The sequence below is a fragment of the Arthrobacter wenxiniae genome, assembly GCF_013376105.1.
In the GTDB taxonomy this organism is placed as follows: Bacteria; Actinomycetota; Actinomycetes; order Actinomycetales; family Micrococcaceae; genus Specibacter; species Specibacter wenxiniae.
On the sequence record NZ_JAAMFM010000029.1, the window covers coordinates 43,819 to 56,826 of the forward strand.

Here is a 13,008-nt window from a genome sequence, read left to right on the forward strand (position 1 = left end):
ATGTCCCCAGATATCCCCGCCATTGAAGTGTCCGGGCTGCGCAAGCGGTTTGGACAGGCCACCGCACTGGACGGCCTGGACCTCCGTGTCGACCAGGGCACCGTTGCGGGCTTCCTGGGACCGAACGGTTCCGGCAAGTCGACCACCATCCGCATCCTGCTGGGCCTGCTGAGGTCCGACGGCGGCAGCGCCACCCTGCTGGGCGGGGACCCCTGGCGCAACGCCGTGGAGCTCCACCGGCGCCTGGCCTACGTGCCGGGGGAGGTGAGCCTGTGGCCCAACCTCACCGGCGGGCAGGCCATCGACATCCTCTCCAGGCTGCGCGGCGGCGTGGACAACGCCAAGCGCGACGAGCTGCTGGAGCGGTTTGAACTGGACCCCACCAAGAAGGCGCGCAGCTATTCCAAGGGGAACCGGCAAAAGGTGGCGCTCGTGGCCGGCCTGGCGTCCAATGCCGAACTCCTGGTCCTGGACGAGCCGACGTCCGGCCTGGATCCGCTGATGGAGGAGGTGTTCACGGACTGCATCCGGGAGGTAAAGTCCCAGGGGCGGAGCGTGCTGCTTTCCAGCCACATTTTCGCCGAAGTCGAAAAGCTGTGCGACACCGTGACCATCATCCGGGAGGGCCAGACCGTTGAGTCGGGCCGGCTCGACGAGCTCCGGCACCTGCACCGCACCACCGTTTCCGTGGTGCTGGACCGTGACGCCTCCGTGCTGGCCTCAGTCCCGGGGGTCAACGACCTGGTGGCCGAAGGGTTGAAGGCCACCTTCACCGTGGGCGAGGCGGAGCTGGGCGGCGTGCTGGCCGCCCTTTCGGCCTATTCACCGCGCCAGCTGGTCTCCAGCCCGCCGTCACTGGAGGATCTGTTCCTGCGCCACTACGGCGGTGTCACCAAGGGCGCGGGGGCGGCCCCGGCGCAGGTGGCGGGCGCGCGATGAGCGTCGCAGCCCCCCGCCTCCACGCAGCCGCGGCACGGCCCGCCGCGGGCACTCTGGCCGGCTTTGGCCTGTCCGTGCGGTTCATCCTGCGCCGAAACTGGCTGCGCCTGCTCATCTGGGCAGCCGTGCTGGCCATCATGATCCCGATCGTCTACACCTCCCAGCAGGAGGCCTTTCCCACCCAGGCGTCCCGGAACGCCTACGCCAACGTGGCCAACATGCCGGCCATTGCGGCCATGACGGGCCTGCCCTACGCGGCCGGCAGCCTGGGCGGCATCCTGGTCATCAAGATCTGGATGACCCTCGCCGTCGCCCTGGGCCTTGCCTCGGTCTTTCTGGTGACCCGCAACGGCCGTGCCGACGAGGAGGCGGGCCGCACCGAACTGCTGCGCGGCTCCGCGCTGGGCCGGCACGCGTTCAGCCTGGCCAACTACGTGGTGGCGGGCGGCCTGAGCGTTGTGACGGGGCTGCTCATCTCGCTGCTCGCCTTGTCAGACGGGCTGCCCGCCGCCGGGTCGTGGGTGCTGGGCGGCTCGATCGCCGGCGTCGGGCTTGCGTTCGTGGGGATTGCCGCGCTGTGCGGGCAGGTGAGTTCCACGAGCCGCGGCGCCAATTCGCTGGGCGTGGCCGTGCTGGCCGTGTTCTACCTCATCCGGGCCATGGCGGACGTGAATGCCCATGACACCAACGTCACGGCCCTGAGCTGGCTCTCCCCGATCGGCTGGGGCCAGAACATGCGCTCCTACGCCCAGGACACCTGGTGGCCGTTCCTGGCCCTGCTTGCCCTGGCCGCCGCCGGCTCTGCCCTGGCCCTGCGCATAGAGACCCGCCGCGATCTGGGCCTGGGACTGCTGCCGGCACGCCGCGGGCCGGCGCGGGCCACCGCGTTCCTGTCCTCACCCCTCGGCCTGTCCCTGCGCCTGCAGCGTGCCACGCTCGTCTCGTGGCTGGCCGGGGCCGTCATCGCGGGGCTCTTCTTCGGCAGCGTGGCGAAGGCCATGACCACGGTCCTGGACCCGTCCAACACTTTCGCCAAGGCGTTTCTTGGCGGATCCCACGACATGCTCAACGGCATTCTGGGCACCTTCGTGCTCTTCAACGCCATGCTGGCCGGGGCGTTCGCGGTCCAGAGCCTTTCCGGCGCCCGCGCCGAGGAATCCGGCGGCAGGCTCGAGTCCCAGCTGGCCGGATCCCTGGCCCGGACCCGGTGGCTTGGCGCGCACGCAGCCGTGGCCGCGGTTGGTTCGGCCGTCATGCTGCTGCTGGGCGGCTGGCTCACCGGTGTCTCCTCCGACGGCGCCGCAACCGGTTCCGCCATGGCCTGGGCGTCGTTTGCCTACTGGCCGGCCGTCCTGCTGATGCTGGGCGTGCTGCTGTTCCTGCACGGCTACCTGCCGCGCCTTAGCGTGAGCCTGACGTGGGCGGTCTATGGCCTCTCCGTGGTGGTGGCCATGTTCGGGCCCCTGTTTTCCCTGTCCGAAAATGCCATCAAGGCCACGCCGTTCGGCGCCGTGCCCCGCATGCCGGCGGAGGACTTCGCCTTCCTGCCCCTGCTGGTGCTCACCGCCGTTGCCGTGGTCCTCGCCGCGTTCGGGATCCGGAGGTTCACCACCCGCGACATCGTGCCCGAATAGGGGCCCCGGACGCCGTTCCCGCAGGCCGCCGCCGGGGCCGTCGGCCGGCGGGGCCGGCGGCGTGCCGGACAGGCGGCGTGCTGGACAGGCGGCGTCGAACCACTGGGAACGGCAGACGACGGCACGCTGCACGGCTCCAACGCTGCTTCCACAGCGCAGCAGGCTTCGCACCATGGCAAACATCCTGCCGGTCAATGCGGTTGTCAGCAGGTTTGCGCCAACTTCTGCCTCGGGGATTCTGACGCGCCCCATGCCGGCCAACAGGCAGCCGGGTCATTTTCGACTGGGGACGGCATTGCCCTACCAGATGATCTCCCCGCGATGCACCCTGACGGGAGGGCTTTTCCGACGACGACGTGACGTAGCTCCGCAGAACCCGGTTCCGGGTCTGCGGCCCGGAGCCCAGCTTGCTTGCGCAATCCAGGACGCCAATGGTCATCCATCAGGTAATGGCTGCCCGCCTGCGATGTCCCGGTTCGGGGTTCGGATTGCGTTGGCCCAGATTCCCGCCAACGTGGCCTTCAGGCGCCCACCCAGTCCGATCCCGACTTGGCGCCGAACTTCCGGCTCCCACCATCCTGCCGACCTCGGCCGCATTTACTGTCTCCAGGACCGTCGTGGCCACAGATGTGACCCGGCTCCAAGGACGGGCATAGCCTGAAGGTGTCCGGTGCACCGGCAGCGGACGGGCGTGAGAAAGGATTTTCCATGGACGTGAACACCCTGGGCGGAGCCCTGGAGCGTGAGCACCGGCAGATCGACGGCGGGATTGAGGCCTACCTGAACAGCCTGGACGGGCCGGCGGACCCCGCGCCGCTGCTGGCGGCGCTCACCGGCCTGCGCCGCCACATCTATCTGGAGGAGCAGTTCCTGTTCCCGCCGCTGAAGGCGGCCGGGCTGATGGGCCCCATCTTTGTCATGCTGCGCGAGCACGGCCAGCTGTGGACATCCATGGACGCCGTGGAGCAGTTGCTGGCGGACGGCGCGGATCCGGACGCCCGGCGCGATGCCTGCACCGCGCTGCTGTCCCTGCTGGATGCCCACAATTCCAAGGAGGAACCCATCATCTACACGCAGGCCGACGCCATTTTGTCCGCAGAGGCGGGCAGCGCGCTGCAGGAATTCCTTGCCGGGGGCACGACGCCGGACGGCTGGGTGTGCAGCGGCGCCTCCCGTTAGCGCCGGCCCGCCACATTCGAGATGACGATCCCGCCGGGGCGCGGCACCGGACGGCCGACACCACGCGCCCAGGATGCCGAAACGGACTTTTGAGGCCGATATATCGGCCTCAAAAGTCCGTTTCGGCATCCGCTGACGATGGCCCCCACGCCTTGCGCGTCTCTTGGCGGCCGATCACACCGCCGGCACGGGGCCGGTTCCCGGGCCGGGACAGCAAGAATTCACGGCCCGGCCCCTGCCGCCGGCCAGCGCCCTGTGCCATGGTTGAGGCATGGGAACAATGCTTGAATTTTCCGCTGCGGGGCAGGACTTTGGCGCCTACCGGGCGGAGGCAGTTGGCCGGGTCCGTGGTGCCGTGGTGGTGATCCACGAGATCTGGGGGCTGGCAGACCACATCAAGGACGTGGCGGACCGGTTCGCGTCCTCCGGGTATCTGGCCGTGGCACCGGACCTGATGGGCCTGGCGGGGTTGGATGCCACCCTGCTGGCGGAACTTGGGGCCGGCGCCGGGGACCCCGCCAGACGCGCGGAAATCCAGCCCAGGATCAGGGCGGCCACCGAACCCATGCGTGCGCCGGGCCGCGCCGGGAAGATCCAGGCCGGCGTCGCGGCGGTGTTCAACTATTTGGAAGCGACTGCCGAGGGTGCCGGGCGGACCGGCGTCGCCGGTTTCTGCTTTGGCGGCAGCTACGCCTTTGCCTTGGCTGTGGCCGAACCGCGGGTGGCCGCGGCTGTTTCGTTCTACGGCCACGCCAACTACTCTGTGGAGGAGCTGGCCGGGATTGCGTGCCCGGTGCTGGCGTTCTACGGCGAGGAGGACAAGGCGCTCACGGACGGGCTCCCCGACTTGATCGAGCGCATGCGCCTGGCCGGCGCAGACTTCAAGTACACCGTTTTCTCCGGCGCGGGGCATGCCTTCTTCAATGACACCAACCCGGTGACCTACCGCCCGGAGGCCGCCACGATTGCGTGGACGGAAACCCTGGGGTTCCTGGGCCACGCCCTGGGTTGATGGGGAATCGAAAAGTCAGGCGATGAACCATGTCTACAGACGGGATTCAAGGCCTCGGGCTTCGCCCGGTAGCGTTAAGCCCATGGATCTCTCCCTCGTCCCCTACGTGGACAATGCGGACATCAAAAACCTTGTTGGCGAAGCGTCGCTTACCCGTGCGCGCGCATATGCGAGCAACGGGCGTGTCCGCGGCGTCAGCTGGGTTGAAGACAAGCTGATGCTGCAGGGACGCGTCACAGGCAGCCGGGCAGGCGACTACCGTGCTGGCGTCACCTTCGACGAGGAGCCGACCAGGATGAGGCTGGTCCGGGGTGTGTGCACGTGCCCGCTCCGTTCCAACTGCAAGCATGTTGCCGCCCTCATCCTGACAACCAACCGCCTGCTTGAGCAGGACGTCCCGCCGGTTCCGGCGAAGTCGCCGGTTCCGCGCGCCGCGGGCCAAGCAGCCGCGGGCAAGCCCGCACCCGTGAAAGTTCCCCAGCAGTCCGAGCCGCCCCGGCCCGCACCCTGGGAGAAGAGCCTCGCATCCGTACTGCGCGCCTCCCCGCCACATCAGCAGCTCGATACCTTCGGCGGCCAGCGAACCACCCGCCCCTTCGGCGCGCGCGCCCCCATGGCACTGCAATTCGAGCTCATCGAAACACAGGCGCCAACGTTTGCCAACGCGGCGGCGCACGCTTCCGGCCGTCCACCAGCATCCAAGCCGCTCGTCCAGCTTGGTGTCCGGCCCGTTTCACTGAGCCCTGCGGGCAAGTGGGTCGCCAGCGTGGTTAGCTGGGACCGCCTCCAACACAGCTACTACACGATCAGCTTGAACCAGTCCCATGTGGAGTGGTTCAACGTTCTTCACGCCCTGGGTAAGCCGGCACAGTCACCGTACACCACGGGCAAACATATCTACCTGGACAAGGTCAACTCGCCGTTGTTGTGGCAGCTGCTCGACCAGGCGTCGCAGGCTGGCATTGCCTTCGTCACGGACCGCTTGTCGACCACCGTAAGCCTGCATGGGGAAGCAAGCGCCGCCCTGGATGTGCTCTCCGTGGACGGCGGCGGACTCAGGCTCTCCCCGCTCGTCGAAGTCGACGGCCAGCTGATGGATCCGGAGTCCGTCGGCACGCTGGGAACGCCGGTCCATGGCCTTTTCTACTGGGATGAAGCGCCGCCTAGGATCAAGAAATCCGGCAGGGCACCCGCATCCGGCGCCCGCAACATCCACCTGGCGCCGGCCACCGAACCCGTCAGCGAGGCGCTGCGGGCGCTGTTGGACGCCCGCACGCCCGTCGACATCCCCGCAGCGGGCCGGGACCATTTCATGAATGCGTACTATCCGCTCCTGCGTCAGGGAATGAAGCTTGGTTCCAGCGACGGTTCGGCCGCGCTCCCGCAGATCCAGGATCCCGAGCTGGTGGTGACGGCCGTGCACGTCGCCCCGGCTCCGGCCGCCCGGCCAGCCCGCCGCTCCTCCAGGAAGGCCGGGGCGGCGGATGCCCAGCGTCCCACGGGTCCCGCCCTGGAACTGCACTGGCATTGGGAGTACACACTCGCAGGCATGGCCAGCCGGCGCCCCATGGTCAGCGACGGGTCCGGCTACCGGGATGAGCGCTTTGAGACGCAGCTGCTGCAGACGGTGGCGGATGTCTTGGCACCCTTCCCCGGTGCCGTGAGCGAGCCATTTCCACACGCCCCCAGCATGTACCCTGGCAGCAACGAACCGGTGTGCCTGAAGGATGTTGTCGCCGCCCGCTTCACCAACGAGGCCCTGCCCGCGCTCGCCGCCCTCGAACAGGTTCGCGTGGAAACGAAGGGCGAGGCTCCCGACTACACCGAGCTGACCGGAACCCCGCAGATCGGCATCAGCACCCACGGCACGGACGACGGCGACTGGTTTGACTTGGCTGTCACCGTCACCCTTGACGGCACTGACATTCCGTTTGGCGAACTCTTCCTGGCCCTGGCCTCGGACGGGGAACACCTGATGCTGCCCAACGGGCACTACTTTGCGCTGGACCAGCCCGAGTTCGCCCAGCTGCGCAAGCTGATTGAAGAGGCCCGGAGCCTGCAGGAACCGAATGAATCCCTGAAGATCAGCCGGTACCAGGCCGGACTGTGGGAGGAGCTCAAGGAGCTCGCCACCTCGGCCGAACAGGCCGAAGCCTGGCACAAGTCCGTCACCGGGCTGCTTGATTTGCATGAGGTCTCCCCCGTTCCCGTGCCCGAAAGTTTGCAGGCGTCGCTGCGCCCCTACCAGCAGGAGGGGTTCAACTGGCTGGTCTTCCTGCTGGAAAACAGGCTGGGCGGGGTGCTGGCCGACGACATGGGGCTGGGCAAAACGCTGCAAACCCTGGCCCTGATCAGCCACGCGAAATCCGCGGCAGGGTCGGGCGAGGCAGGGTCGGGCGAGGCAGGGTCGGGCGACGCTGCGCCGCAGCCCGCCACGCCGGACAGTGCGGCCGTGCCGGGAAAGTCATCCCTGCCCTTCCTGGTGGTGGCCCCCACCTCGGTGGTGCCCAACTGGGCCGCCGAATCCCGTCGGTTTGCCCCAAATCTAAGCACCACCGCTGTCACCGACACCCTTCGTAAGAGCGGAGGCGACGCTGCCACCCTGGTGGCAGGGGCCGACGTCGTGGTCACCTCCTACACCCTGTTCCGGCTTGACTATGACGCCTACGCGAGCCAGGAATGGGCCGGGCTGATCCTGGATGAGGCGCAGTTCGTGAAGAACCACCTCACCAAGGCCAGCCAATTGGCACGGACCTTCCCGGCCCCGTTCAAGCTGGCCATCACGGGCACGCCCATGGAGAACAACCTGATGGAGCTGTGGGCGCTGTTTGCCGTCACCGCGCCGGGGCTCTTCCCGTCGTCGTCGAAATTCACTGACTACTACCGCACACCGGTGGAGAAGGACGGGGACGCCGGGAAGCTCAAGCAGCTCCGGCGCAGGATCCGTCCTTTGATCATGCGCCGCACCAAGGACGCGGTGGCCAAGGAGCTGCCGCCCAAGCAGGAGCAGGTCCTGGAGTTGGAGCTGGCGCCGCGGCACCGGACCATTTATCAGCGTCACCTGCAGCGCGAGCGCCAAAAGGTGCTGGGGCTGCTGGGCGACATGGACAGGAACCGGTTTGCCATCTTCAAGTCGCTGACCACGTTGCGCATGCTGAGCCTGGACGCGTCGCTGGTGGATCCGAAGTATGCCAGCGCCCCGTCCAGCAAGCTTGATGTGCTCTTTGAGCAGTTGGAAGACGTGGTGGCGGAGGGGCACCGGGCGCTGATCTTCAGCCAGTTCACCAGTTTCCTGGGCAAGGCCCGGGAGCGCCTGGACGCGGCCGGCATTGAGTACGTGTACCTGGACGGCAAGACCCGCAAGCGCGGCGAGGTCATCGACAAGTTCAAGTCCGGCACCGCGCCGGTGTTCCTGATCAGCCTGAAGTCGGGCGGGTTCGGGCTGAACCTGACCGAGGCCGACTACTGCTTCCTGCTGGACCCCTGGTGGAACCCCGCCACCGAGAACCAGGCCGTGGACCGCACGCACCGGATCGGGCAGACCAAGAACGTGATGGTGTACCGACTGGTCGCCAAGGACACCATCGAGGAAAAGGTCATGGCGCTGAAGGAGAAGAAGGCGAAGCTGTTCACCTCGGTGATGGACGACGACGCCATGTTCTCCGCCGCGATCACCGCCGACGACGTCCGGGGCCTGTTCGATGCGTGAGCGTGCCTGCGCTGTTCAGCTGCAAGGCAGTGAGTCAAGGCTGTTGAAGGTGTAGGTTGCATGCCGGACGGTCGAGCCGAACCTGCCTACTTTCTCCGCGGAGAAGCACATCCGGGTGACCACATGGCACCGCCCGTCCGCACGCTTCTCCTTCCCGCCACGGCAGTTCTGTTGGCCGCCGTGGGCACTTCGATCGGCGTGAGCGTCGTTGTCATGCCGCTCCCCCCGCGGTCGTCGAAGGTGGCGACGAGGCACTGGGGCGCGGGCCTCAAGCCGACGTCCTGCGCCGGATACTGGGCCCGTCGCACACTCTAACCGCCTGATGTGACCGCGCACGTCTGCGCCAGTTCAACGACAGCGACCGTCGTGTGTCCGACCCCCCAGAGAAACGCGTCATGTCTCCGGCAGCTCAACACCGCCGCCAACCCGGGGTTTGACACACACCCTCAGTCATAGTCTTTTACTATGTAAATTGTCATTTGAGTCCACCATCTTCACCCACGGCCTCCCCCGTCCGCGCAACCTTGAAGTTGCCCTCGAAGCAGAGGCAAGCCTGCGCGCCGCCGGCGTCACCCCGGCCACCATCGGTGTGTACAACGGCGTCCCAACGGTTGGCCTGACCACCGAGCAGATCACCGAGCTGTCCCAGGTGGACAACATGGACAAGGTCAGCCTCCGCGACCTGCCCGTCGTCGCCGCCCTGGGCGTCCACGGGGGCACCACCGTTGCGGCCACAGCGTTCCTGGCACACCACGCCGGCGTCAAGGTCTTCTCCACCGGCGGCCTCGGCGGCGTGCACCACGGCGCCAGCGAAACCTTCGATGAGTCCGCAGACATGACCACCCTGGCCCAGGTGCCGATCGTGGTCATCAGCGCCGGCGTGAAGTCCATCCTCGACGTTGCCGCCACCCTGGAGCGCTTCGAAACCCTCAACATCCCGGTCATCGGCTACGGCACCACCAAGTACCCGGGCTTCTACGTTTCCGATTCCGGCTTCAAGGTCAACTACGCCGTAAAGAACACGGACGAGGCAGCCAAGGTCATCAACGCCCGCGACGACCTCGGCCTGCCGCAGTCGGTCCTGTTGGCCAACCCGGTTGCCGAAGACAAGCAGCTCCCCCCGGAAGAGCTTGAGGACATCCTGGCCCGCGCCTGGGGCGAAGCCGAAGCCCAGGGCATCAGCGGCAACGCCAGCACCCCGTTCCTGCTTGACTTCATCCAGCGCGACACCAAGGGCCGCAGCCTGAAAGTCAACATCGACGTCTACCGCAGCAACGTGGCCCTCGGCGGCCAGCTCGCCACGTCACTGACCAAGTAAGGGCCTGAAGAATCGTGTTGGGAATCATTGGAGATCTCGTTGAAGACGTCATCGTGTGGCTTGCCGAGCCGATGCGGCACGGCACGGACACCGATGTGGAGATTTTCCACACCCGGGGCGGCAGCGCGGCAAATGTTGCCAGCTTCGCCGGCCGCCTCGGGCCCACGCGATTCATGGGCTGCGTCGGGGAAGACTCCCTGGGCGACACCCTGGTGAGGAACCTCGAGGCGGAGGGCATCGACGTCGTTGTCCAACGCCGCGGAACCACCGGTTCCATCGTCATCCTGATCGACCAGGACGGCGAGCGCACCATGCTCCCCTGCCGCGGGGCCGCAAAACTGTTCCAGGACGTGCCCGATGAGTGGCTCGACGGCCTTGAGCTGCTGCACGTCCCCGGCTACACCTTCGACGGCGACCCCGTCGGGGACGCTGTCACGGACCTGATCCGCCGGGCCCGCCGGCGGGGCATCCTGGTCTCCATCGATGCCTCCTCCACCGGCATGCTGGCCCACTACGGGGTGGAAAAGTTCTTGGATTTGATGACGGAACTGCGCCCCGACTTCATCATCGGCAACAAAAGCGAGTCCGAGTTCCTGGGGCTTGCCATTGACGGCGAGCCCGGGCCGAACTTTGCCCGGCTGCCGGGCACCATCATCGTCACCAAGGCCGGCGCAGACCCGACGGTCGTCCTTTACGGCGCGGAAGCAAAACTCTCCGTGCCGGTCCCGCCCGTATCCGAGGTGCGCGACCTCACCGGCGCGGGCGACGCCTTCGCCGCCGGTTTCCTTTCAACGTATCTCGCCACCCGGGATTTGACGGACGCCTGCGTTGGGGGACACTCCTCCGCGGCACGCGTCCTCGGCTCCCCCGGCGCATCCATGGCCGACTGACGTCCCTCCATCCATTCTTCGTGGAGTTTCCACCTTAGTAAAGGGTTCCAATGACGCACCCGCTGCACACCGACAAGAAGTCCCCGGGCATCGCCTCCGGTGCCGCCGACACGAAGGGCATCACCTCGCTCATGGTGGCGCTGCTGGCCGCCTGTGGCGCCTTCCAGCTCAATGCGAGCATGCTCAGCCCCGTCCTGGTGACGATGGCCGCGCAACTGCACACCACCGAAGTCACCGTGGGCCTGTCCCAGACGGCGTTCTTCACCAGCACCGCCTTGTTTGGCCTGTTCCTGCCCCGTTTGAGCGACATTGTGGGCCGGCGCAAGATCCTGGTCCTGATGGTCGGTGTCATGGTGCTGGGCTCGGTCCTGGCCGCGTTTGCCCCGTACATCCAGGTCCTGATCGTTGCCCGCGTGGTCCAGGGCATCTCCGGTGCCATCGTGCCGCTCTGCCTGATGGTGCTGCGCAGCAAGGTCAAGGACGCCAAGCAGTACGGCACACTCATGGGCCTGATCACGGCCGTCAACGGCGGCATTGCCGGCATTGACGCGTTCGCCGGCGGCTTCCTGGCCACCACCTTCGGGTTCCGTTCCATCTTCTGGGTGATCGCCGCCGTCGGACTTGTCGCCGTCGCGCTGGTGGCCCGCTACGTGCCGGACACCCGGCCGTCGCAGGGCGTCCGCATGGACTGGTGGGGCGTGCTGGCCCTGGCCGTCACCATCTTGTTCCTGCAGACCGCCGTCAACGAACTCGGCAAGGGTCCGGCAGCCAACGGCGCGCTGACCATTTCCCTGCTGGTGGGTGCCGCCGTCTCCGCGGTGGTGTTCTGGAAGATTGAGGGCGCCGTGCGCCAGCCGCTGGCGACGCCGGCACTCATGAGGCAGCGCTCCACCTGGGCCATCCTGCTGACCACCATGCTGACCATGACCGGTGCCTTTGCCACCGTGAACGGGATCGTCATGTCCGTGGCGCAAAACCACGGCTCCGGATTCGGGCTCCAGGCCGACGCGGCCTCGCTGATCCTGCTGACCCCATATGCGCTCCTCGGCTGGGTGGCCGGCCCGTTCTCCGGCCGCCTGGCCTCCACGCTGGGGTACCGCACCATCCTGCGGATCGGCCTGCTCGGCAGCACGGTGGGCATTGTGGTGCTGGCCCTGGTGGGCACGCACAACCTGGTGTTCCTGGTGGGCGCCACGCTGCTGCTCGGCGTCACGTACGCCGGAATGGCCAACATCATGCTCAACGGCCTGGGCGTGGTGCTCTCGCCGCTGGACAACCCCGGGTTCCTGCCGGGCATGAACTCCGCGGCCTTCGGCATGGGCGCCGGGCTGAGCTTCGCCGTCCTGCCCGCCATCCAGGCCAATGCCGGGGCTGGGGTTGCCGGCTACACGGCGGCCATGCTGGCCGGGGCGCCATCACGGTGGCGGCGTTCCTGGTGTCGCTGCTGATTCCGGCGCCGTCCGATTCCGGCGTGGAAGTGCACAGGAACTAATGCCGTTTGTGGCGGATGCATCCGCCGCGGAATAAGGATCCCCGGGGTTTCGGTGCGGTAGGCCCGCACTGAGGCCCGGGGATCCCTTGCTGTTAACATGAAAACGACGCCCGGGCTGCGCTGAGGTGCGCCGCCGGGCACGAAGGAGCTGCGGAAATGTACGTAAAGATTTGCGGTTTGCAGACAGCCGAAACGGTTGCCACGGCCATCGGGGCCGGCGCGAACGCCGTGGGGTTCGTGTTTGCGCCGGGCAGCCCCCGGACCATCACGGCGGAGCTCGTGCGCGAGCTGGGCCAGGCAGTTCCTACAGATGTTGAGACGGTGGGCGTGTTCCGCAACCAGCCCATCGAGCAGGTCCTGGAGATTGCCCGCGCCGCGGCCCTGACCACCGTCCAGCTGCACGGCAACGAGACCTTGGCCGACATGGAGCAGGCGCGCGACGCCGGATTCCGCACCCTGCGCGCGTTCTCTGCCGCCGCCTACGCCGCTTTGTCTCCGGCGGACAAGTTGGCGTGGGAGTCCGAGCGGATCCTGCTCGACGCCGTGGAACCCGGCGCGGGCGTGGCCTTCGACGTCAGCCTGCTCGACGGCGGCGCCCCGGCCGGTTTTTGGCTGCTGGCCGGCGGCCTGAATCCTTCCAATGTGGCCGAGCTTGCTGTGGCACTGCGACCCGACGGGGTGGATGTGTCCAGCGGCGTGGAGTCCAGCCGCGGCGTCAAGGACGGGGGCCTCATCAAGGCGTTTGTAGCGGCGGCGCGGTCCACCGTATAGGCGCTCAGCCGGATTCATCAGGAATGCGTCCTAGCTGACGTCATGGCCGGAGGCGCGGTCGATG

The 13,008-nt window shown here is 67.4% G+C and carries 9 protein-coding genes; all 9 read left to right on the forward strand.

What is annotated here, in order from left to right; translation table 11 throughout:
* The 9 genes from G6034_RS15845 to G6034_RS15885 all read left to right on the forward strand — a co-directional run bounded on the left by G6034_RS15845 (position 1) and on the right by G6034_RS15885 (position 12,944).
* Complete coding sequence (locus G6034_RS15845) at positions 1 to 939, forward strand: ABC transporter ATP-binding protein (protein WP_176636079.1); 939 nt, start codon at positions 1 to 3, stop codon at positions 937 to 939.
* Positions 936 to 2,573, forward strand: a complete 1,638-nt coding sequence (locus G6034_RS15850; RefSeq protein WP_176636080.1) for an ABC transporter permease — start codon at positions 936 to 938, stop codon at positions 2,571 to 2,573. The genes G6034_RS15845 and G6034_RS15850 overlap by 4 nt, the downstream gene beginning before the upstream one ends.
* 708 nt (positions 2,574 to 3,281) lie before the next feature.
* Complete coding sequence (locus G6034_RS15855) at positions 3,282 to 3,752, forward strand: hemerythrin domain-containing protein (protein WP_176636081.1); 471 nt, start codon at positions 3,282 to 3,284, stop codon at positions 3,750 to 3,752.
* A 271-nt stretch (positions 3,753 to 4,023) separates the two neighbouring features.
* Entirely contained in the window at positions 4,024 to 4,764 is a 741-nt protein-coding gene (locus tag G6034_RS15860; RefSeq protein WP_246296092.1) for a dienelactone hydrolase family protein, read from the forward strand.
* Between the two features lie 82 nt (positions 4,765 to 4,846).
* Complete coding sequence (locus G6034_RS15865; RefSeq protein WP_218063971.1) at positions 4,847 to 8,473, forward strand: DEAD/DEAH box helicase; 3,627 nt, start codon at positions 4,847 to 4,849, stop codon at positions 8,471 to 8,473.
* Positions 8,474 to 8,945: 472 nt separating this feature from the next.
* Positions 8,946 to 9,791 (forward strand): pseudouridine-5'-phosphate glycosidase, encoded by an 846-nt coding sequence (locus G6034_RS15870; RefSeq protein ID WP_246296094.1) that lies wholly within the window; start codon positions 8,946 to 8,948, stop codon positions 9,789 to 9,791.
* Positions 9,792 to 9,805: 14 nt separating this feature from the next.
* On the forward strand, positions 9,806 to 10,681 hold the full coding sequence (locus tag G6034_RS15875) for a PfkB family carbohydrate kinase (RefSeq protein ID WP_176636083.1): 876 nt from the start codon (positions 9,806 to 9,808) through the stop codon (positions 10,679 to 10,681).
* Positions 10,682 to 10,731: 50 nt separating this feature from the next.
* Positions 10,732 to 12,129 carry an MFS transporter gene (locus G6034_RS15880; RefSeq protein ID WP_343038107.1) on the forward strand — a complete coding sequence of 466 codons (1,398 nt, stop codon included), beginning with the start codon at positions 10,732 to 10,734 and terminating at the stop codon, positions 12,127 to 12,129.
* 200 nt (positions 12,130 to 12,329) lie between these two features.
* Entirely contained in the window at positions 12,330 to 12,944 is a 615-nt protein-coding gene (locus G6034_RS15885) for a phosphoribosylanthranilate isomerase (protein WP_176636084.1), read from the forward strand.
* Positions 12,945 to 13,008 lie beyond the last annotated feature (64 nt).